General features: G+C 58.3%; 19 protein-coding genes and 1 pseudogene. 6 read left to right on the top strand and 14 right to left on the bottom strand.

What is annotated here, in order from left to right:
* Positions 1 to 23 precede the first annotated feature (23 nt).
* The 12 genes from rfbB to ASE70_RS09870 all read right to left on the bottom strand — a co-directional run bounded on the left by rfbB (position 24) and on the right by ASE70_RS09870 (position 12854).
* A complete protein-coding gene (rfbB, locus tag ASE70_RS09925; RefSeq protein WP_056504190.1) occupies positions 24 to 1073 on the bottom strand; it encodes a dTDP-glucose 4,6-dehydratase in 1050 nt (349 codons plus the stop codon).
* Between the two features lie 14 nt (positions 1074 to 1087).
* A complete protein-coding gene (gene rfbC, locus ASE70_RS09920; protein WP_056504188.1) occupies positions 1088 to 1654 on the bottom strand; it encodes a dTDP-4-dehydrorhamnose 3,5-epimerase in 567 nt (188 codons plus the stop codon).
* A gap of 71 nt (positions 1655 to 1725) precedes the next feature.
* Positions 1726 to 2871, bottom strand: coding sequence for an NAD-dependent epimerase/dehydratase family protein (locus ASE70_RS09915; RefSeq protein ID WP_056504186.1), 1146 nt, complete (start codon positions 2869 to 2871; stop codon positions 1726 to 1728).
* A gap of 39 nt (positions 2872 to 2910) precedes the next feature.
* Positions 2911 to 3807, bottom strand: a complete 897-nt coding sequence (locus tag ASE70_RS09910; protein WP_082450949.1) for a glycosyltransferase family 2 protein — start codon at positions 3805 to 3807, stop codon at positions 2911 to 2913.
* Position 3808: 1 nt separating this feature from the next.
* Complete coding sequence (locus tag ASE70_RS20990; RefSeq protein ID WP_327196829.1) at positions 3809 to 4444, bottom strand: acyltransferase; 636 nt, start codon at positions 4442 to 4444, stop codon at positions 3809 to 3811.
* Complete coding sequence (locus ASE70_RS19825) at positions 4437 to 5021, bottom strand: acyltransferase (RefSeq protein WP_162235961.1); 585 nt, start codon at positions 5019 to 5021, stop codon at positions 4437 to 4439. Before ASE70_RS19825 ends, ASE70_RS20990 begins: the two co-directional genes overlap by 8 nt.
* Positions 5014 to 6513: an oligosaccharide flippase family protein gene (locus ASE70_RS09895; protein WP_156356144.1), complete on the bottom strand. Its 1500-nt coding sequence runs from the start codon at positions 6511 to 6513 to the stop codon at positions 5014 to 5016. Before ASE70_RS09895 ends, ASE70_RS19825 begins: the two co-directional genes overlap by 8 nt.
* An 84-nt stretch (positions 6514 to 6597) precedes the next feature.
* On the bottom strand, positions 6598 to 8169 hold the full coding sequence (locus tag ASE70_RS09890) for a glycosyl hydrolase family 28-related protein (RefSeq protein WP_156356142.1): 1572 nt from the start codon (positions 8167 to 8169) through the stop codon (positions 6598 to 6600).
* A 13-nt stretch (positions 8170 to 8182) separates the two neighbouring features.
* Positions 8183 to 9280: a glycosyltransferase gene (locus ASE70_RS09885; protein WP_056504169.1), complete on the bottom strand. Its 1098-nt coding sequence runs from the start codon at positions 9278 to 9280 to the stop codon at positions 8183 to 8185.
* Positions 9280 to 10377 (bottom strand): glycosyltransferase family 4 protein, encoded by a 1098-nt coding sequence (locus ASE70_RS09880; RefSeq protein ID WP_156356141.1) that lies wholly within the window; start codon positions 10375 to 10377, stop codon positions 9280 to 9282. The genes ASE70_RS09885 and ASE70_RS09880 overlap by 1 nt, the downstream gene beginning before the upstream one ends.
* Positions 10374 to 11561, bottom strand: coding sequence for a hypothetical protein (locus ASE70_RS09875; protein WP_156356138.1), 1188 nt, complete (start codon positions 11559 to 11561; stop codon positions 10374 to 10376). Before ASE70_RS09875 ends, ASE70_RS09880 begins: the two co-directional genes overlap by 4 nt.
* A 129-nt stretch (positions 11562 to 11690) precedes the next feature.
* A complete protein-coding gene (locus ASE70_RS09870; RefSeq protein WP_235519759.1) occupies positions 11691 to 12854 on the bottom strand; it encodes an exopolysaccharide biosynthesis polyprenyl glycosylphosphotransferase in 1164 nt (387 codons plus the stop codon).
* Between the two features lie 399 nt (positions 12855 to 13253).
* Here ASE70_RS09870 and ASE70_RS09865 point away from each other — a divergent pair, with 399 nt between their 5' ends.
* The 6 genes from ASE70_RS09865 to ASE70_RS20890 all read left to right on the top strand — a co-directional run bounded on the left by ASE70_RS09865 (position 13254) and on the right by ASE70_RS20890 (position 19878).
* Positions 13254 to 14567: an O-antigen ligase family protein gene (locus tag ASE70_RS09865; RefSeq protein WP_235519753.1), complete on the top strand. Its 1314-nt coding sequence runs from the start codon at positions 13254 to 13256 to the stop codon at positions 14565 to 14567.
* 44 nt (positions 14568 to 14611) lie between these two features.
* Positions 14612 to 15322, top strand: a complete 711-nt coding sequence (locus tag ASE70_RS09860; protein WP_156356135.1) for a polysaccharide biosynthesis/export family protein — start codon at positions 14612 to 14614, stop codon at positions 15320 to 15322.
* A gap of 13 nt (positions 15323 to 15335) precedes the next feature.
* A complete protein-coding gene (locus ASE70_RS09855) occupies positions 15336 to 17531 on the top strand; it encodes a GumC family protein (RefSeq protein ID WP_056504153.1) in 2196 nt (731 codons plus the stop codon).
* Complete coding sequence (locus ASE70_RS19820; RefSeq protein ID WP_156356133.1) at positions 17531 to 18760, top strand: hypothetical protein; 1230 nt, start codon at positions 17531 to 17533, stop codon at positions 18758 to 18760. The genes ASE70_RS09855 and ASE70_RS19820 overlap by 1 nt, the downstream gene beginning before the upstream one ends.
* Positions 18761 to 18865: 105 nt before the next feature.
* Positions 18866 to 19623, top strand: a protein-coding gene (locus ASE70_RS19175) for an IS5 family transposase (RefSeq protein ID WP_156356132.1) whose coding sequence is annotated in 2 segments (ribosomal slippage) — positions 18866 to 19187 and positions 19187 to 19623 — 759 coding nt in all. Because the reading frame shifts where the segments join, the coding sequence is not laid out codon by codon here.
* A 129-nt stretch (positions 19624 to 19752) separates the two neighbouring features.
* The gene (locus tag ASE70_RS20890) at positions 19753 to 19878 is read left to right on the top strand and encodes a hypothetical protein (protein ID WP_268795549.1); all 126 of its coding nucleotides are present in this window, start codon (positions 19753 to 19755) and stop codon (positions 19876 to 19878) included.
* Between the two features lie 494 nt (positions 19879 to 20372).
* Here the strand turns inward: ASE70_RS20890 and ASE70_RS19815 are convergent.
* Together ASE70_RS19815 and ASE70_RS19170 are read right to left on the bottom strand one after the other, a co-directional pair.
* A pseudogene (locus ASE70_RS19815) lies at positions 20373 to 20499 on the bottom strand (transposase); the annotation flags it as partial.
* A 1-nt stretch (position 20500) separates the two neighbouring features.
* A protein-coding gene (locus ASE70_RS19170) for an IS5 family transposase (protein WP_156356156.1) occupies positions 20501 to 21230 on the bottom strand; the annotation gives its coding sequence in 2 pieces (ribosomal slippage) (positions 20501 to 20897 and positions 20897 to 21230; 731 coding nt annotated over the 2 pieces). This gene is flagged as partial in the annotation.
* Between the last annotated feature and the right edge of the window lie 6 nt (positions 21231 to 21236).

Here is a 21236-nt window from a genome sequence, read left to right as displayed (position 1 = left end):
CATGTCGACAGGTCGACGCAGCATCACGCGACCCCGCGCCGTTCGGCGGCCTTGGCGGCGACCAGCGGACGCCACCACGCCTCGTTCGCCAGATACCATTCGACCGTCTTGCGGATGCCGGTCTCGAAGGTTTCCGCCGGGTGCCAGCCCAGTTCGGCACCGATGCGCGAGGCGTCGATCGCATAGCGCTTGTCATGGCCGGGGCGGTCGGCCACCTCGGTCATCTGTTCGGCGTAAGGACGGCCATCGGCGCGCGGGCGCAGTTCGTCGAGGATCGCGCAGAGCGTCTGCACCACCTCGATATTCTGCCGTTCGTTATGGCCGCCGACATTATAGGTCCGGCCCGGTCGCCCGCGTTCGAACACCGCCTGCAGCGCGCGGACATGGTCCTCGACATACAGCCAGTCGCGGACCTGATCGCCCTTGCCATAAATGGGGAGCTTTTCGCCATCGAGCGCCTTGGCAATCATCAGCGGGATCAGCTTTTCGGGGAAATGATACGGCCCGTAATTGTTCGAGCAGTTGGTGATGAGCACCGGCAGGCCGAAGGTATGGCCCCATGCGCTGACCAGATGGTCGCTGCCCGCCTTCGACGCCGAATAGGGCGAGCGCGGATCATAGGGCGTGTCTTCGGTGAACAGCCCGGTATCGCCCAGCGTGCCATACACTTCGTCGGTCGAGATATGGTGGAAACGGAACGCCTTGCGCGCCTCCTCGTCGAGGCTCAGCCACCAGGCACGTGCCTCGGCCAGCATGGTATAGGTGCCGACGACATTGGTCTGCACGAACGCGCCGGGGCCATCGATCGATCGGTCGACATGGCTCTCGGCGGCCAGATGGGTGATGACGTCGGGTCGGAAGCCGGCGATCGCGGCGCGGACCGCCTCCGCATCGCAGATATCGCCGTGGACGAACTGGTACCGGTCGCTGTCGGCGACCCGCTCGACCGTGGTCAGCGTGCCGGCATAGGTCAGCTTGTCGAAGTTCAGGACGTCGTGGGTCGTGTTCTCGATCAGGTGGCGGACCAAAGCCGAGCCGATGAAGCCGGCCCCGCCGGTGACGAAGATGCGCATGCGATCGGTCCTTATCAGGAAAGCGGGGCCAGCGGACGGCCGTCATAGGCGAACGGGCTGTCGAAGTCGGCCAGTGCCGGTTGCCGACCGTCCTTGGGCGAAAGTTCGGGGGTGACGCCGGCGGGGATCGGCCAGTCGATGCCGACACTGTCCCACGCGATGCCGCCGTCCTGATCGGGCGCGTAGGTGTCCGAGCATTTGTAGGTGACCTCGCAATCGGGCTCAAGCGTGACGAAGCCGTGTGCGAAGCCGATGGGGATGAACAGCTGGTGGCCGTTTTCGGCGGACAGCTCGGCACCAACCCAGTGGCCCCAGGTCGGCGAGCCTTTGCGAACATCGACCGCGACGTCAAAGATCCGCCCGCGGATGCAGCGGACCAGCTTGTCCTGGCCGCGCGGCGGCGTCTGGAAATGCAAGCCGCGCAGGGTGAAGGCGGGGGCGGAATAGGAATGGTTGTCCTGCACGAAGGTGCAATCGATGCCGAGCGCGGCGAAGGCGGGCACGGAGTGGACCTCGGTGAACCAGCCACGGGCGTCGCCATGGCGTTTCGGGCGGATGAGTTGGACGGGGGAGGGGGGCATTTCAAACTACCGTTGCTTAGTCGATGCGAAGGGCTTGGGGTGGCATGCTCCCTTGGTCAGGTCGAGGATGTTCACCCGCCCTTCATCAATCCATGCTCTGCCAGTTCGGCCAGCGAACGGGCATAGCCATCGTTGTCCATGCCACGCATCAGTTCGGCGCGCGACCACGTCACGAATTCTTCTAGACCAGTCCGGAAATCAATGCCGCACGTCATATCCAATTCGGCCTGCAGCAAGCCGACATCGGCAATGTTGTGGCGAATGTCTCCTGCGCGGTAACGACCCGAGACGCGAACCGTACCTTGATATTCCAAAAACCGTGCCAGTTCGGCAGTAACCGTCTCGACCGAAATTCCGACGCCCGTACCTACGTTGATCGGATGTACGCCGATGGCATCGGCCGATAATGCCGCGCAATTGGCCCTGACGACGTCGCTGACATGCACGAAATCGCGGCTTTCCAACCCGTCTTCGAAAATCTCGATGGGACGGCCGAACACCATCTCGCGCGAGAAGATCGACAAAATGCCGGTATATGGATTGCTTAGCGACTGCCCGGCACCGAACACGTTCTGATAGCGTAGCCCATAGGCTGACAATCCGTGCGCACGTGCGACCGCCAACACCATATTTTCTTGGGCAAGTTTAGTGACCGCATAGACGGAGGCGGGCGTCAGCGGCGCACTTTCCGGTGTCGGCGCAACCGCGACCACTTCGTCGCAGATCGGACAACGCGGATCGAATATGCCGGCATCCATTGCAGCAGGCGAACGATCGCCGGGATAGACCAACCCGTGTGACACGCAGCGATAGGCACCTTCGCCATAGATTGAGCGCGACGATGCCACGACGATCTTTCCGATCCGCGATCCGGATACGGTCGCAGCTTCCAGCAACGCCGCCGTGCCGGTGACGTTCACGTCGCTGTAGCGGACCATGTCGTACATCGACTGCCCGGTGCCAGTTTCGGCCGCAAGATGCAGAACCGCGTCATGCTCGCGCGCGAGCGAGGTCAGCAGATTTACGTTGCGGACATCGTCCTCGATGAAATTGGTTTGTTCAGACAGTTTTGCCGCGATCCGCGCCCGGGCCTCGGCGTCGCCGTGAATCTGTGGTGACAGGTTGTCGATGATCGTGACCTGATCCCCGCGCGCGACAAGGGCGGCGGCGGTCCGGCTGCCGATGAAACCGGCACCGCCGGTAATCAGAATATTCATTGATGTACCCCGTAATTCCGTAATGATAGCTAAGAAGGATCAGGCGCCGGCATGTGCCGGAAGCTGCATCTTCCAGCCTTCGCTCATCGCCTTCAAACGCAAACGCCATTGCCGCCCACTATCTTTGCCCAGTACAACCCGTCCCAGCCCCGTCGATGTAGAAAATACAGTGACATAGGCCGCATACACCGGGCCAAAAAACTTGCGCGCGAAGTATATTTGGTTGCGATGCCCGTAACGGATGCTGAAATCCGACTGTCGCCCGCCGGTCGAAATGCTGACCTTGTGCAACATGACCGCCGCTGGATCGACAACGATCTTGATTCCGGCACGTTTCATTCGCCACAGGAAATCGACATCGTCCCAATAGACGAAATACGTCTCGTCCATCAAACCAACCCGTTTGAAAACCTCCGCCCGGAACAATACGCAACAAGTCGGGGCATAGTCGGTAGGAAACGGAGCGTCACCTACCGAAAACAGCTTTCCCTGACCATCGTGCAGGCTCAGCATGCCGCGCGGTTTGCTAAAATGGCCACCAGAATACCACGAAATATCGGGCTGATCATAATAGGGAATCAGTGCGGAGACCGCTCCCGCACCGCTCTGTTCGAGGGTCGCCGACAAGCGTTGCAACAGGTCGGGACCGAACGCGGTGTCGTTATTGATGAGCAGAATTTCGTCATAGCCATGATCGAGCGCCCATTGCGTGCCCTGGTTATTACCCTCGGCGACGCCTGCGTTGCGGTCGTTGGCAATGAGCGTGATCCGCGCGTCCTGCGCAGCACGCACCATGTCGGTCGTACGATCGGTACTGGCATTGTCTACGACGATCAAATGCCATTCGACCCCCAGCTGCGCGAGCATGCTGTCAAAAAATTCGGGCCAGACCGTCTCCCCGTTGTACGTCACCGTCACCAAGGCAATACGAGGCATATCAAGACTCTCTGGCAGGTTGCATGGTCCGGGAGCGTAGAACCCGAGCAGGAATACCGGACGCGATGGAATTCGATGGGATGTCGCGCGTAACGACAGATCCCGCGCCGATGACACAATTTTTGCCAATCGTCACGCCGGGCAGGACAGTCGAACCAAACCCTATGAAACAATTATCGCCGATTTCCACCCGGCGCAGTGCAGGATCAATCGCGTCGCCGATTTTCATGCCGCGTTCGATGGCATCTATCGGGTGCGATACGTCGACGATGGCGCAATTTCCCGTGATCGAGACGTTGTGACCAATCCGAACATAACCATGGCAGACGATGTGCACATTCTGTTCAATATTGACGTTGTCTCCGATGCTCAGCCAAGGCAGCGGATCCTGACCATGCAGTACCATTTCGATTCGTCCACCGTGGCGAATGATCGTACGTTCACCAATGGTGATACGATGTGGGAAGCGCACCATATCCTGTCGAAAGACGACGCTGCCCTTGCCGATCCGGCCGTAACAGCGAGCAAGCACCAGTGTCGTATAAAGTCGGCGCATCCGGAAGCGTAGCGCATGGCTGATCCGCAAGAAGGGTGCAATGTGCCGGGCGATACCGTCGGAGGGCGGGGTATCAATCACCGACCGCCTCCCATTCGCCGCTTGCGAGGTTAAAGGCCTTGATTCGGCGAGCGGGGATGCCGGCGATCATGCTGTAGGCAGGGAACGAGCGGTTGACGACTGCATTGGCTCCGACAACGCATCCCTCGCCTAGCGTGACGCCGGTCAGGATACGACTGCCATAGCCGAGGAACGTACCGCGACCGATGCGGACCGGACCCTTGCTCCGCATTGGTTGCGTAAAGATATGTCCGGCACGGGGGTCCACCTCATGCACGGCATCGGCAACGTAGACTTGTTCGCTAAAGACGCAGTCGTCGCCGATCTCAACCAGATCGATTGCTGAAATACAGCAAAAACGACCGATGTAGACATTGCTACCGATCGTGATTCGGGCCGAATGCGTAACGCCGTTCCAGGAGGGTAGCGGACACAGCCAACTATGTTCGCGGACGACGGTCCGCGCGCCCACCGTGATGCGGTCGGTATGTTCCCATAAGCGGGGGCGCGCGACGCGGATACCTTCGCCACGGCGTAGAAAGCGAAATGGGGGCAACCATCGCAGATAGGTGATCGCACGTCGGGCAAAGTTAGGCACGGACTTGGCTCCGTTTCGAGAAACGCCGCAATAACTGTACGATATCGCGACACCCCATTGCGATCGCGGCAATCAGGACGGCCAGCGCCATGAGGGGCGCGAACCTCCACGGATCACTGCGCAGTGGCGAGGCAAGTATGAAGAGCGCACCCAGCGCCGCCCAGAACAGGAGAGGATGTAGTACACCTTCCCATGTCACGGTTCGGCGGGACAGGTGCGGTATCGTATGCGCTAGTGCGTTCTGGCCGATCAGCAGCACGATACCCAATGTCGCGCTTGCCACCTTGGCGGCGGCTACCCCCATCACGCCATGCTCGCGAACCCACCACAGGCTGAGTACGAGGCTCGTCAGACCCTCGATCAACGGGGTGTAGATCATGCGGCGTTGCTGTCCCGTACCGATCGCAATCATGCCATAGGGAAGCAGGCAGGTCCGAATGACCGTTGCGACGGCCAACAGTGCTAGAATGGCCTGCGCATGATCGGCATAGACCGGGCCGACCCAGAGCGTCAGTATCTCGCGCCCGGTAAACATCAACGGTGCCGATACCAGCAGCGATGCGATCGCGATCAACTTCGATGCACGGACCAGCAATTCCTTCAGTCGATCGCCGCCATCGGTCGCCTGCATTCCCGCAGCCGCCGGGGTTAGTGCCGATGCCAGCGCCTGCAACGTCCCTGCGATGAAACTAACCAGTGTCAGGCTAACGGCATAGAAAGGAACCGATATCGGTGCATACCGCGCAAGGATAATGAGATCGAGCCCGGACACGAGCAGCATTGCGAGGTTCCAGACGGTCAGACTGAGGCAGAAGCCGCCTAATTCCTTCAGGCTATCGCGGCTGATCCGGTGCGTAGCGATCGTTGGATGCCGCGTACGTGTCCGCCACAGCCAGCATAATATGACAGTAATGACTACCGACCCTGCCAGATGCGCCAATGCCATGATCGTCAGGCTGCCCGTAGAAGCCGCTGCGATCAGCAATCCTCCTTGAAGCACACGTCCGCCAAGTTGTGTGATTGCGGGAACATGACTCTGCTGCAAGCCCAGGAACACCGATCCGAAGATCGAACCGATCAGCGAAACCGCGAATGACAGGCCGAGGATCGCGGTGGCGCGGGCGGCGTCGGATTGCCATGCCAGGGAAAGGTGCGGGAACAATCGATCGGTATGGGTCGCGAGCATGCCAGTCGCGCCGCAACCAAGCAGCGCGATGACCAGCAATGCCCAAAAGGCTGATGCGACGATACTGTCGCGTTCGTCGGTCTGCTCGGGCGCTGGGTAGAAGGCGACATATCGCCCGACCGCAGCCTGCACGCCCAGACCAAAAATGTTGACATAGGTGCCGATCTGCAACGCCACCGCCCATGCACCATAGGCTTCGAGCGGCAGCATGCGCGTCAAAAACGGCGGTACCAGCACGGCTACCAACGCGCTCGACATACCCCCCAGCACGTTCCACAGGCCGTTGGAGAATATCTTTCTATTCACGGTGATCCGGGTCCGAACGATGCGCGGTGGCCTGCATGGAAACCGTACCGCTTGCGCAGGAAGGAGTAAAATCCGCCATAGCGTTCACTGCGCCATCGCAAGGTTGAGCGTTGCATTGGTCGCATCTGCCCGCAGCGCAAGGGTGACGTTCTCCAATGTCATCCAGTTGCCAGAGGTTGCCGGGCCGACAATCTCCAAATGGGTAAAGGGGCGGTCCGCTAACCGTTCGTCAAGCTTGAGATAGGTACGCTCGCTCGTCGAAGCGGGTAATATGCCGAGCACCTGAATAAAGGCGGGCGCGTTCTGGCGGCCTTCACTGCCTGTTTGCACCCCCACCGCCTGCAGCGTCAGCGGAGCCGACGCAGCATAGACGACGATTGCGCTGACCGGGCGTCCCGATGCCGTACGATCGGCAGGCAGCGGCGTGCTGGCACCGAATTGGGTATTGGCAGTGGCAGTGGCTGTCCGGCAGCGCAGACGCACTCCCGCAGTCCCGCTCGCTGCCCGATCGACCATGCAACCGCGCGCGACGGTGTTCCAGTTGCGACCTTGTGCAGCGACCATGCTGTTCGCCGTCCCAATCATCAGCGGTCGCCCGGCTATGGTCGGATCACCTGCGATCGAGAATGCGGGGGTAATATCACGAATGTCGATCTTGCCTGGACCGTTCGATGGAGCGACCATATTAGTGAGCGAGCCGGCGTTCTGGCCATTCACCTTTACCCCTTGGAACCGGATCGTTCCGTCGCCCGGACGGACCAGCGCACTGGCCGGTGTATGGCCGAAAAACGCTACACCGCCCGATACCGTTGCCAGTCCGGCGTTGTCGAACACGATGCCGTCGATGTTCTCACCGATATAGCAGTTGTCGAACGCGGCTACGACCCCCTTGCCGATACGTATCCCGGTGCCCCGCCCGAACTCGACATCGCAGCCCCGAAAGGTCAGTGCGCTGCTCGGTTCGCCCTGTCCCGGCGTGTCGATCGCCAAGTGTGTTTCGTCACACTCAACGAACGAACATCCCTCCCACAGACTGCTGTGACCGTTACGTTCGATCAACCATCCGACGCGATGCCGCTCGACCCGGCAATTATAGCGCCGCGATAACCAGCAGTCGGTTTCACGAACTCCGGTGCCCGCGCTGGTGCACAGCATGTCGCGTAGTACCGAATGATGACGATATCGGATCGCCAGTGCGGTGCCCACCCGTCCGGCACCGTCAAGGCACAGCCCTTCGATCTCGAAGGGAGAGACGATCTTGTCCTCGGTTTCGCGAACGTCGATCATGACGTCCATCGCCACTTCGGCCCGCAGGATCGTACGATCCATACCGACCCCCAGCAACCGCACCGAGCGCCCCTGCAGACGCAGCGGCTTGCCCAGTAGGGCCACGCCGCCGGGAATCAGCAGCATCTTGCGAGCGGCGTGGGCGGCATCGATCGCTGCCTGCAACGCCGCGCTGTCATCAGTACGTCCTGACATGGTAACGCCAAAGCTTTGTGCGTCAAGAATGCCGCTTAGCTTGGCGATCGTTCCGATGTCCGGAGCTGGCGTGTCCGATTGCCGGTGACAATAGGCCGCATTGGACGCCAGTCCCAGTCCGGCTGCACCGCCGATCCCCGCCAGCAACCGTCGTCGCCCGATCCCGCCCGCCATCGAAGGCGCATCGTCACCGGAGGAACGCACAGGCTCGATCCACCATGGTTTCGACGCCGAACAATTCGACGAAGCGTTCCCGCGATTGCCGGCGCAGTGTGCTGGTATCCTTGGCGGTGAACAGTGTCCGGATCGCCTCGGCCAGTGCGGTAGGCGACTTTACAGGCACGATCGGACCGGTCTTACCGCTCCCGGCGACCCATGGTACGCCCGATCCCGAGATATCAGTCGCAACGATCGGCAATCCGAACGTCATCGCTTCGAGCAGCACTACGCCATAGGCTTCGGATCGCTGGTTCGATGCCAGCACGAACAGTGCGGCATGGGCGAACAGCGCCTTGAGCAACTCGTCCGGCACCCGTCCAGCAAGTAGAACTCGGTTGCCAACGCCTAGGCGATCGATTGCGGCGGCCAGTTCGTCCTTAAGTGGTCCGGTTCCCGCAATGACGATCACTTGGTTGTCATCGAGCAGTGCAGCCGCTTCGATCAGATCGTGAAAACCCTTGTAAGGAACCAGGCGACCGACTGACAATGCGAAGCGGCGACCACGCAGAAAGGTCTGAATTTCGTCGGATAGCGGATGCACCGGACCGGCAGCGACGTCGTGGATGCCAAGCGGCAGGGTACGAATCTTGTCCGTATGCTTCTGCAGTCGCTGCGAATTCGCCGCATAGATGTCCGACGTCACCCAGATCTGATCGGCGCGACGCAGCATCAGTTCTTCCAGTGGACGGATCAAAACCTCGAAAAAGCCCTTGTTTACAATGTCACTGTGCCACAGCACGATGGACTTTCCCTGTCCCAAAAACGGACTGACGATCCCCCCTAGGACATTGGGTGCATGCAGAATGGTCGCATCAGCCCTGCGGGCACGGCGGATCGTCGCGAAAATCCAGTCAAGCCCCAAAGGTTGCGACGAAAACACTGCCCGGCATTTAACCCGCAGGATTGACACGCCGTTGCGTACGATGTTTTCGGGCCGTTGCCGGGTAAATGCGACGACTTCCGATTGCCACCCGCGTTTCGCAAACCCCTCGGCAAGATCGAGGGTGACGGTTTCGATGCCTCCATTCTCGGGCGGATAGAATTTGCCAAGCTGAACGATGCGCATTAGATCTTCTTCCGGTTCGCGCACAGAACGGCCAGGGTATCGCGTGCGGTACGCTCCCAGCTATACTTAGCAACGTTCGCAGTACCCGCATCGATCAAGCGACGACGTGTGCCCCGATCGTTCCGAACGGTATCGATCGCCTGCGCCAGCGCATCAGGATCGTCCGGATCAAAGAATAATGCACCATCGCCTGCAACCTCAGGCAACGACCCGCGATCCGAACACAACACCGGTACGCCCATCGCCTGCGCTTCAAGGACGGGAAGGCCAAAGCCCTCGTAATAGGACGGGATCACCACCGCCAGCGCGTTCGCATAAAGTCTGGTCAGTTCTTTATCGGACACGTGATGCCGCTGTTCGACAATGTGTGCAGCGTCGTGAGCGGCAATCGCAGTGGCGGCCAAACCTTCCGGATCGTTGCCAACGATCATTCCGCAGGCCCAGTTGTGATCGGTCCGCAGTAGTTTCAGCGCGGCGACGAACAAGCCGGGATTCTTATTGGCGGTAATCGTCGATACCATCATTGCGCAGTCCGAAGGCATCGTTTCCAGCCGGGCGGATCGGGACATGGGGCGACATGCCAGCGGTACGACCACTACACGATCCGCGATATCGGGATAGGTCCGTGCCACGTCCCGTCCCGTGTTGTGCGACACGACGATAATCGCACGGCTGCGGCGCATCGTGGGCGGTACCAGCGTCTTCAAGTACATCCGGCGGTCGGATCGTACCATGGCAGGCACAATGTGATAGAAAAGATCGTGTATTACGGTCACCATGTCCCCGCCCCAGAACAACGGGCCGGTGAACGAGGCATTGAGCAAGGTACGGACACCGGTTCGGCGCAGGACGATCGGAAAGACGAGTTGCTCATAGGCAATACGCGCCACCGCGTTGTGCGGCAGGGGTAACGGTTTAACGTAGGCGCGCGCAGCATCTGAAAAATGATGCTCGCTGCCAACGGGAACGAAGGCGACGATTGGTTGGTCCGGCGTATCGCCCAATATCACAACAATCGCTTCGAACAACGCCACCGAGTATCGTCCGATGCCTGACAGATGGTCGGGAGCAAGGCCCAAAAAGCTAAAGCCGATCACCCGATTTCTCCGGAACGGATTCTTCTAAATCTCAACAAGAAAAAGCAGGCAGATAGAAATAGGACCATAGATCCAGTAAAATAGTTCGCTCCACGAACTAACAATTCTACCAAACTTCCTAACAATATAGCATAACATAATAACAAGCTGGCTGGAATAATTTTTTTGCCTCGTGCCACATAGCGCAGTACAACAAAGGATTTTATAGAAAGATATAAAGCGAAAACCGAAAATATTATGCCGAATATGCCAAACTCGCTGCCAATTTTAGCAAAAATGAAGCTGCCATCGGTCAGATTAAGATCAAATCCAATCAATTGATTGAGGCGAATCGATGCCGGTACATTCGTGTAGCCGATGCCTAGCTGCTGAAATCCGAGGCCCCAGCCCAACGTATTGCGCAAAGATTCATCCAGCAACTGCCAACCCTGGAGATAAACCAGCGTCGATAGATTGTTGGACGTTAGCGTAAAATTGATTCGGTCGGTGAAATAGCTAAGATCTAGTAGACTTGCGAAACTGACTGCAGCTAAAAGCGTGGGTATGAGAATTATTAACGGCAAGCTGACGATCGCCGCCAGCAACACTGCAACCATCAGTGTCAGGTTCGCGAGTAGCAGTGCCAGGACTACTCCAGCTCCCAGCCATATCAGCCGGAGCCAAAGTGGTGATGACACGCAAAGAAATATTAGTACCGGAGCAAAGGTCAACGCAAAAAAAGACGGTTCTGTATAGGGAAATATCGGCTTTTCACCGATGCTTTGGGTTGGCGGCTGAATACCCGCGATCGACATCGCGGCAATACCAAAGAAAACGAGTGCGAGTAGGGTCATCGTCCGCATCAAAGCGCGATCTTCGATGACAAACAGCGTGTCAGCGATCAGTGCAGCCGATACAATCATGAAAATCAGCATCGTCAACGAGGACAACGCACGTCCGATATCTATCGTCCCGATCTGCGATGCGACGACGAGATGCAGGACGGCGAACACCGCGGTGCCAATCGCCCACAACCAACCAATATCGCTCATTCCAGCGGTGCGTCGTGGCGTCCAACCCATGCCATAGAAGAACCAGAACAGTATCAGGCTGGCTATGGTGCCAATTGCGAACGATGATGCATTGAACAGGAACGGCAATGCCGCGGGCAAGAAATACAAGGCTCCCAGCATTATGAACGCCATCAGCCACCCCGTGGTACGCGTAACTGGCACCCCAGTGTCATCGAACCACGTATTTGCGTGGCTGCCTGGCATAGAATCGGATGAATTTCTCAAGGATCGATGCTCCGATGGCTCATCTATCCGGCGCCGTCATTTGGCACCGAACCCGGTCAACATGGTACGGATGGTGCGGACGACGATAAGAATGTCGATCCAAAGTGAGTAGTTTTTGATGTAATAAAAATCATAATGCAGCTTGCTTTTTACTTCGTTCACCTCAGCAACATGGCCTTGCGAAACTTGTGCCCAACCAGTGATGCCAGGGCGCACGATGTGGCGATAGCGATAGAAGGGGATTTCCTTTTCGTACCAGCGCGATAGTACCATCGCTTCCGGACGGGGACCGATCCAACTCATCTCGCCCTTCAGGACGTTGATGATCTGCGGTAATTCGTCAATCCGGCTTTGACGCAAGAAGTGGCCAATCGAAGTGATACGATTATCGCTGTCTTTCGTCATCGCGGCATCTCGCTGATCCTGCGAAGGCGGGGCATTGGTCATGGTACGAAATTTGTAAAGCGTGAAAGGTTGGCCCCGATACCCCATCCGTTGCTGGCGAAATATCGCCGGTCCCGGTGAGTTCAGTCGGATCACGATAGCCAGCGCTGCCAACACGGGAAACAGCACGATCAGCGTAATCAACGCTACTAGCGTGTCGATACCACGCTTCAGCGCCATATAGGCCGAAATCGGAGAGAGGGTGCCAAACGTACTTTCCGAAAGATGTTCGAGTTCGACCCGTCCAGTCAGCGATTCCAACAAGTGCTTGCTATGGTAAACCGAAATACCTTTCAGCGCGAAGTCGGCAAGGCGGCGGTCCCATTCGTCGGGCAGGTCGGCCCACAGATTGGCGGCCACCGCGATCGCACCGTTCAGCGGCGTATCGGGGCTCGCCAATATGCGCCAGTCCACATATTCCTCGTTCAGAAGTGGTTGGATTTCACCAACTGCAACAACCGCAATACATGGCTTGCGCCGACGCATTAAACGCACGATTGCAAAATAATAGAGGAATACCGCACACACGAACGACCCGATGATTTGCGGACGGCTGTACGGAATTCGCCCCATTGTAAATATAAGAAGCAAAGAACCGTAAGTTATCAAAAATGAAGGTACAAAATAAACACTAGCTTCGACACCAGGATAACTGGTGACATTGCGTAGAATAATCGAACCTGTCAGAACTGTGACGAATGTAGCTACCGCCGTAATAGCAAGCGGAGGCCCCCCCTGCCCTTGCGGCAGAGTCATCAAAATTATCAGATACGGGATGACGGACGACAAGAAGGAAACAAGCAGTTGGTGATTTAAGCCTGCGTAAGGCATGCTTTTGCTGGTAATCATTATATTGCCGGATTCTCGTCAGGGCTGGCGGATTATTATCCGAAGAACGGAAGCAAATGATAATTTCGCCATTTTACAGGGCCTATATGCCAGCGCACGGGAATAGTAAAATATTATCATGGCACCTTCATTCGCCGTCCACGGACGACGGATAATTTTTTCGTTGCAAGGCGTAGCTGCGATATGCAGCCCCGGCCGATCAAAATGGTTTTCTGTCTGGTCAAAATGGAGTAGCGGCTCACGGGCATGGTGCAGTCTCGTCTCGTCTCGTTCCGTCTCAGCCCTTCCTTCGTCTTAACGGGCCTGTTGCTGATTTTGCTGTTCCTGGCCGGAGGAAGTGCGCGCGCTGACGTGCTGGGCCAAGTGGTGGTTCGTACAGGTGCATGGACAGTTCTCGTCGCCTGCGTTCTTTTTCAGCGCCGGGCTGCATTGGTCGGCCCTCGTCCGGTATTCTGGCTGATGCTGGTTGCTCTCTTGACGGTAGCGATCCAGTTGATCCCGTTGCCGCCGTCCATCTGGCAGGCGTTGCCTGGACGCTCCATTCTGACAGGTGCGGTAGAGGAAGGGGTGGCTCCGTGGCGCCCGATCGCTATCGTCCCCGGTGCCGCGTTTAACGCTGCATCGTCGCTGGTCGTGCCCTTTGCCATTTTATTCGCTCTTGGCGGTGTGCGCGCGTACGAACGTCGTTGGGTGTTCAACCTTCTCTTCGGGTTGATCGTTACGTCGATGCTGATCGGCCTGATTCAGTTCTCGGGAGTGGATTTGCGCAATCCGCTACTTAATGGCGATGCGCGTCAGGTCAGCGGTCTGTTTGCCAATCGTAATCATTTTGCGCTGTTCATGGCGATGGGTTGCGCAATTGCACCCGTCTGGGCATTCCCTGCGGGTCGGTCGCCGGGATGGCGACTACCGGTCTTGGGCGGCCTGCTGGTCCTGTTTCTGCTAACGATCCTTGCCAGCGGATCGCGTGCCGGACTGCTACTCGGTGGAATCGGCTTGTTGCTGGGCGCCCTACTGATTTGGCCGAGGGCCCAGCGCGAACTGCGTCGTTATCCGCGCTGGGTGCTGCCGGTCGGTAGTGTCTTGCTCATCCTCGCGTTCGTTGCAGCCAGCTTTGCGGCAGGTCGCGCGGCATCGATCGACCGATTATTCGAAACCGACCAGTTGCAGGATATGCGCACGCGTGCGTTGCCTACGGTGCTGTTGATGATCCAAACCTATTTTCCGGTCGGATCGGGTTTTGGCGGTTTCGATCCGGTCTTCCGGATACACGAACCGTTCGGACTGTTGAAGACTACCTATTTCAATCACGCGCATAATGATCTGCTCGAAATCATCCTCGACGGTGGCCTTCCGGCCACATTGCTCTTGGTGGCTGGACTGGGATGGTGGTGCCATACCACACTTCGTGCGTTGCGCGCTCCCCGGTTTGGTGGAGGCGCTATCCCGCCCCTTCTCGGATCCTCCTTGCTGCTACTTCTGTTTGTTGCAAGCCTATTCGATTACCCAGCACGCACGCCGATCATGATGGCCGTTTTCGTCATCGCCGCAACATGGCTGGCGAGCGGCGATAATCTGTCGACGCGCTCGACTTTACCCGATGCTCCGCAGCAATTATAGGCTGCGCCTTCTTTCCCTGCATCCATCGCGGATTTCTCAAGCGCATGCGCAAGCTTTGTATCGCCTTATTACTGGCAAGTGCCCTTGTGGGATGCGCTGGCCGGGAACCTCTCCAATCGAGCTCGGGGTTAACCGTGGTTCATGGCAGCTCGGTGTTGCCACCACCCGACCGAGGTGATCTGACCGCGGCCGATCGCCCTGCACTGATCGGCCCACTCGATACGATACAGGTAGACGTGTTCAGTGTTCCGGATCTAAGCCGTGAGATGCAAGTAGATGCCAGTGGGCGTATCGCTATGCCGCTGGCGGGTACGATCGACGCACGGGGCAAAACCGCCGAGGAATTGGCGCAGGCGATCGATACTGCCTTGCGCGCGCGCTACGTTCGGAAGCCCGAAGTCACGGTCAACATCAAGAGTTCGGTCAGTCAGGTCGTGACGATTGACGGACAGGTCGTCGAACCCGGCTTGTACCCCGTCACCAACCAAATGACGTTGATGCGGGTCATCGCTTCGGCCAAGGGGCTGTCCGAATTTGCGCGTCAAGACGACGTCGTCATCCTGCGCACTGTCGGCAACCAGCGTATGGCCGGTCTCTACAATGTCGATGCGATCCGGCGGGGGGCCTATAACGATCCGCCAGTGTTCGCCAACGACGTCATCATCGTAGGCGATTCACCCCAGCGCCGCCTGTTCCGCGATTTCGTGTCGCTTTCTCCGCTTCTCGCAGCACCGCTGATTGCGGTCCTGCAATAAGGCCTCGCACGACATGAACCTCGTCACTCCCTATTCGCGCGATGCTTCCATTGGCATCCGGACGCAAAAGCCGCCTGAGAACGTGCCGATCATCCGGCAGTATCTGCGGATTGCGCTCCGCTGGCGTTACGTTATTCTTGGTGCCGTCGCTGCTTGCGTCCTGCTCGGGCTGATCGTCACTTTGTTGATGACGCCGAAATATACGGCAAGTGCAACGGTCGAAATCTCCCGCGAGGCTAGCCAGGTCACGAATTTTCAAGGAGTGGAGCGCGAGACAAGCGTCGCCGACCAGGAATTTTATCAGACCCAATACGGCCTGCTACAGGCACGCTCGCTTTCCGAACGCGTTGCGACGCAACTGAGGTTGATCGACGACCCTAAGTTCTACGAACGCTTTGGGGTGTCCTCCGAGGTGCCGGCCTTTCAGTTGGTGAACGGCCGTTATCCCGCCGCCGGCCGGGCCATCCGCCAACGGGTAGCCGGGCAGGTGTTGCGCGATCATCTGAACATTTCGCCCACGCGCTTGTCACGCCTGGTCGATATCCGTTTCACCAGTCCTGACGCGGAGTTTTCGGCCCGAGTGGTCAACGCATGGTCCGAAGCCTTCATCCAGACCAACTTGGAGCGTAAGATCCAGGCGACGTCTTACGGTCGCAACCTTCTGCAGCGCCAGCTGGCGCAGCAGAAGGAGCGACTGGATGAATCCCAGCGGCAACTCGTAGCCTATGCCTCGCAACAGCGGATCATCAACCTGCCTGCCCAGCAGAACGGCGACGGGTCAACCGCAGAACGCTCGATCGTTGCTGACGATCTCGCTTCGCTCAATGCAGCGTTGAGCCAAGCGACGGCTGAGCGCATCGCTACGGAGGCGCGCTATCGGGAAATTGGCCGCGCGGGTTCCTCGTCCGAAGCCCTACGCAACCAAGCGATCAATGCGCTGCGTCAGCGTCGCGCCGAACTGGCCGCCGAATATCAGCGGCTGCTGACTCAGTTCGAACCGGAATACCCGACTGCGCTCGCTATTCAGTCGCAGATCAATCAACTCGACCGCAGCATCGCTGGCGAGGAGCGGCGCGTTTCAGGTTCGCTTGAGGGGGACTATCGTAGCGCGGTGGAACGGGAGCGCGGATTGCAGGCACGGGTCGAGCAGCTCAAGGGTAATTATCTTGATCTGCGGCGCCGATCGATCCAGTACAATATTTTCCAGCAGGAAGTGGATACTAACCGCGCCCTGTACGAGGGACTGTTGCAACGGTTCAAGGAAATCGGAGTCGCTGGCGGGGTTGGAGTCAACAATATTGCTATTGTCGACCAAGCTGAAGTGCCGCAGAAGCCGTCGTCGCCACGACTACTCATCAATCTGGCGATCGCTTTGCTGGCAGGGTTGGGACTGGGGGCGGCACTCGCCTTTGCGCTCGAACAGATGGACGAGGCGATCGCCGATCCGGCGGAGGTCGAGCGTCGTCTCGGATTGCCATTGCTGGGATCGGTGCCCAAAGTTGAAGGGTCTACGCCGCGTGAGGCGTTGCTCAATCGTAAGTCGGATATGGTCGATGCCTATCTCGCGGTGCAAACCAATCTGGCTTTTACTACAGAGCATGGAGTTCCCCGCTCGCTATCGGTAACGTCGACCCGCCCCGCCGAGGGTAAGTCGACAACTGCACTTGCGTTGGCAACCATGCTGGCGCGAAGCGGAAAGCGGGTGATCCTGATCGATGGTGACATGCGCTCGCCATCAGTCCATCATCTAGGCAACGTCAGTAACGATCGCGGTCTCAGCAACTTTCTCGCTGGACAAGAGGATATCATGCAACTGACGTTCGAGATGAGTGATCTTGGCTTCACCGCGATGTCCGCAGGACCCATTCCGCCGAATGCCGCCGAGCTGCTGACTGGTCACCGTCTGTCTCTGCTGATCGAACGACTTCACGAACGATTTGAACATATTGTCATCGACAGCCCGCCGGTGATGGGGCTAGCCGATGCTCCGCTGATCGCGAGCCGGGTCGAAGGGGTCGTCTACGCTGTCGAATCCCACGGTATTCGCTCGACGCTGGTCAAGACTGCGCTGGCACGGCTTGCATCAGCCAATGCTCATATCTTCGGTGGCGTATTGACCAAATTCGAACCGCGCAAGGCCCATAACGGGTATGGATATGACTATGGCTATGGCTATGGTCGGGACGGTACAGGAGCGAAAGAAGGTTGATGGCCGGTGGTGGTATACTGACATCCCGGTGGTCCAAGGGTGAGTGGTGCGTTCGCATCTGCATCGCGATTGCGGCCACCGGGTTGGGATATACCGCCATCACTTACGCGTTGGCTTATTCAATCAGGGGGATTGACCCGGCCTACGCGCATGCGCTTGCTCCTGGCGACGGGCGGATTACTGCGCTGCTTTCCGAACAACTTTCGGGTCCCGAAGCAAGCCCTGCGGATCGTGTGCAAAGCGACAGCCTTGCCCGGCAGGCATTGCATCAAGATCCGACGGCGATTGCAGCGGTTGCGACACTGGGTATCAACGCTCAAATTCGTAACAATACCGCGCTGGCGCGGCATATCTTCGCTTATGGCAATAGGCTCTCACGCCGCGATCTGCGGACTCGTCTGTGGTGGATCGAGGACGCGGTAAGTCGTGGCGATGTTAAAGGCGCGTTGCGTCAGTACGATATTGCTCTCCGTACGTCACGCCTTGCCCCCGATCTGCTGTTTCCGGTTCTGGCCAAAGCGCTCGATGATCCGGCCATTCGTTTGGCGTTGGTCTCACGGTTAAAGACGCAACCGACGTGGAGCGGACCGTTCATTGTGTACCTAGCCGACAATGCCGTCGATACCATCTCCGTCGCGTCTCTTTTCAAGGATATTGCAAAAGCGGATGTTCTTCTGCCTGCTGCGTCGCGTGCGGTACTGATACGGCGCCTTGGTGAGCAGGGAAAATTTGACGAAGCATGGAATCTTTATTCGGCAATTACACCTGGCGTAGATCGTAGGCGATCGCGCGACCCCAATTTCACAGCCACGCCTGCCGAGCCTTCGATATTCGATTGGGTTTCAATCGAAAATGATGGCGTTGTTGCAACGTTTCAACACGACGAAGGCGGCGGGGTATTTGAATTTTCAGTTCCCCCCGGGATAGGTGGCCCTGTTCTACGCCAAGCTCAGTTGTTACCGCCCGGAGAATATTTTCTGGAGGGGCGTGCCACAGGCATAGATTTGCCCGGAAGCAGCCAGCCTTATTGGGCGCTAATATGTGCAAATACTGCAGAAATCGGAAGAGTTCCGATAGGTGTACGGTCGGAAGGGAAGTTTTCTGGAAAATTTCAAGTATCCAAAAGTTGTCCAGTGCAATATCTCAGCCTAATCATACGTCCATCTGATAAAAACGAAGAAATTATAGGGCGTATCTATCAAGTCAAATTGAATCCGATTAAGCAATGAAATTTTACGTCAAGAACTTTGTGCTTCTTAAGCGTAATGTGACTAGGGTCAGGACCCATTGATGTGAACGTCGCGATCTGATTCAGGCTCCGCGAGGAGACCGGAATGAGTGACCTGTTTTGGCTGACGGATGAGCAGATTGAGCGGCTGCGGCCGTTCTTTCCCAAGAGCCACGGCCGGCCGCGGGTGGACGACCGACGGGTTCTGAGCGGCATCGTCTTCGTCAACCGCAATGGGCTGCGCTGGCGAGATGCGCCAAGCGCCTATGGGCCACACAAGACGCTCTACAACCGGTGGAAGCGCTGGGGTGAGGCAGGCGTGTTCACGCGGATGATGGAAGGACTGGCGGCGGCAGGCGCCGAGCCGAAGACGGTTATGATCGACGCCACCTACCTGAAGGCGCACCGCACGGCATCGAGCCTGCGGGTAAAAAGGGGGGCCTTGGCCGCCTGATAGGCCGCACCAAGGGCGGCATGAACACCAAGCTCCATGCCGTAGCCGATGCGAACGGACGCCCCTTGAGCTTCTTTATGACCGCCGGGCAGGTCAGCGATTACACCGGTGCGGCCGCGTTGCTGGACGACCTGCCGAAGGCTCAGTGGCTGCTAGGTGACCGCGGCTACGACGCCGACTGGTTCAGGGATGCGCTCCAGGCCAAGGGCATCCAACCCTGCATCCCAGGGCGGCGGTCCCGCAACGAGCCGGTCAGGTACGACAAGCGCCGCTATCGGCGACGTAGCCGCATCGAGATCATGTTCGGCCGCCTCAAGGACTGGCGACGCGTTGCAACCCGCTACGACCGCTGCCCGACCGCCTTCTTCTCCGCCATCGCCCTCGCTGCCACCGTCATCTTCTGGCTGTAATCAACGAGTCCTGACCCTAGCGCGACGAGGTGCTGGTGGCGATCTAAGGGGGTGGATTTGGCCATGCCCAATCAGCCATCTGGAGTAGCCCCTCCGTCTGACAATCTGACGTGTGCCATGCGGCTGTGGATGGGTGGTAAAACGACCGGGCTGATCCTCATCGAACCGGTCGAGGATTCGGGAATGACGATGCTGCTCCATGCAGTACGGAACAGCTTACCGGTACCTCGTGCACTGGCGTTCCGCCGTGACTGATGAACCTGAGTTGCGAAGATTTGGATAAGCGGGAAAGGACCGCGCACAAACGTGATCTCGCCTATCGTATTGATGACCAAAACTCGCTGCCGATCGGCCCTCTCGATGCAACAGAACCAATCTCTACTGGCCGGCTATAACGCCGGCCTGACGTCCTCGCAGGAAGCAAAGAACGGCCCCAAGATCGATCGATTGGCACTTTGAATATGAGTAGCCGGTAAAGGGAGAAAACAAGCACACCCTACGCAAGCTTCGCTTGCTATTTCTACTTATCAAGCAATTGGTTAGTACCAGGCTACGTGCGATTACATCGTATTACGAAATGTCTTACGTTGTAATACGCCAGGAAATCTGCGGGTTTGCGCGTAAGACGTTGTCATACGGAACCGGCGCCCAGCATATCTAAACAACGTTGCCCGCTGTCCATTCCTCGGCTATGAAAAGCTGCTTTCCTCAGGGCCACCAGCTCCACTGCTAGGCTCAGGACTCGTTGATTACAGCCAGAAGATGATGGTGGCAGCGAGGGCGATGGCGGAGAAGAAGGCGGTCGGGCAGCGATCGTAGCGGGTTGCGACGCGGCGCCAGTCCTTGAGGCGGCCAAACATGATCTCAATGCGGCTGNAGGGCGATGGCGGAGAAGAAGGCGGTCGGGCAGCGATCGTAGCGGGTTGCGACGCGGCGCCAGTCCTTGAGGCGGCCAAACATGATCTCAATGCGGCTGCGGCGCCGGTATCGGCGCTTATCGTATCGGACCGGCTCGTTGCGGGATTTGCGACCCGGTATGCAGGGCTGAATGCCCTTGGCCTGGAGAGCGTCGCGGAACCAGTCGGCGTCGTAGCCGCGATCACCGAGCAGCCACTGTGCCGCAGGCATGTCATCGAGCAGCGCGGCCGCCCCGGTGTAGTCGCTGACCTGGCCCGCGGTCATGAAGAAGCTCAAGGGCCTCCCGTTCGCGTCGGCGATGGCATGGAGTTTTGTGTTCATGCCGCCTTTGGTGCGGCCGATAAGGCGGCCGAGATCCCCTTTTTAACCCGCAGGCTTGATGCCGTGCGGTGCGCCTTCAGGTAGGTCGCGTCGATCATCACGGTCTTRGGCTCCGCATCGACCGCCGCCAGCCCCTCCATCATGCGCGTGAATACGCCTCGCTCGCCCCAGCGCTTCCACCGGTTATACAGCGTCTTGTGAGGACCATACGCGCTTGGCGCGTCTCGCCAGCGCAGCCCGTTGCGGTTGACGAAGACGATGCCGCTGAGCACCCGCCGGTCATCGACACGCGGCTTGCCGTGGCTCTTGGGAAAGAACGGCCGCAGCCGCTCGATCTGCTCGTCCGTCAGCCAAAAAAGGTCGCTCATTCGGGT

This window comes from Sphingomonas sp. Leaf22, from assembly GCF_001421715.1.
Lineage (GTDB): Bacteria > Pseudomonadota > Alphaproteobacteria > Sphingomonadales > Sphingomonadaceae > Sphingomonas.
This window is presented reverse-complemented; position numbering and strand designations above follow the sequence as displayed.

Excerpts from the sequence above, each read along its gene's own strand:
- rfbB (WP_056504190.1), bottom strand. The coding sequence starts at position 1,073 with ATGCGCATCTTCGTCACCGGCGGGGCCGGCTTCATCGGCTCGGCTTTG.
- rfbC (WP_056504188.1), bottom strand. The coding sequence starts at position 1,654 with ATGCCCCCCTCCCCCGTCCAACTCATCCGCCCGAAACGCCATGGCGAC.
- ASE70_RS09915 (WP_056504186.1), bottom strand. The coding sequence starts at position 2,871 with ATGAATATTCTGATTACCGGCGGTGCCGGTTTCATCGGCAGCCGGACC.
- ASE70_RS09910 (WP_082450949.1), bottom strand. The coding sequence starts at position 3,807 with ATGCCTCGTATTGCCTTGGTGACGGTGACGTACAACGGGGAGACGGTC.
- ASE70_RS09890 (WP_156356142.1), bottom strand. The coding sequence starts at position 8,169 with ATGGCGGGCGGGATCGGGCGACGACGGTTGCTGGCGGGGATCGGCGGT.
- ASE70_RS09885 (WP_056504169.1), bottom strand. The coding sequence starts at position 9,280 with ATGCGCATCGTTCAGCTTGGCAAATTCTATCCGCCCGAGAATGGAGGC.
- ASE70_RS09875 (WP_156356138.1), bottom strand. The coding sequence starts at position 11,561 with ATGGCGTTCATAATGCTGGGAGCCTTGTATTTCTTGCCCGCGGCATTG.
- ASE70_RS09870 (WP_235519759.1), bottom strand. The coding sequence starts at position 12,854 with ATGACTCTGCCGCAAGGGCAGGGGGGGCCTCCGCTTGCTATTACGGCG.
- ASE70_RS09860 (WP_156356135.1), top strand. The coding sequence starts at position 14,612 with ATGCGCAAGCTTTGTATCGCCTTATTACTGGCAAGTGCCCTTGTGGGA.
- ASE70_RS09855 (WP_056504153.1), top strand. The coding sequence starts at position 15,336 with ATGAACCTCGTCACTCCCTATTCGCGCGATGCTTCCATTGGCATCCGG.
- ASE70_RS19820 (WP_156356133.1), top strand. The coding sequence starts at position 17,531 with ATGGCCGGTGGTGGTATACTGACATCCCGGTGGTCCAAGGGTGAGTGG.
- ASE70_RS20890 (WP_268795549.1), top strand. The coding sequence starts at position 19,753 with ATGGGTGGTAAAACGACCGGGCTGATCCTCATCGAACCGGTCGAGGAT.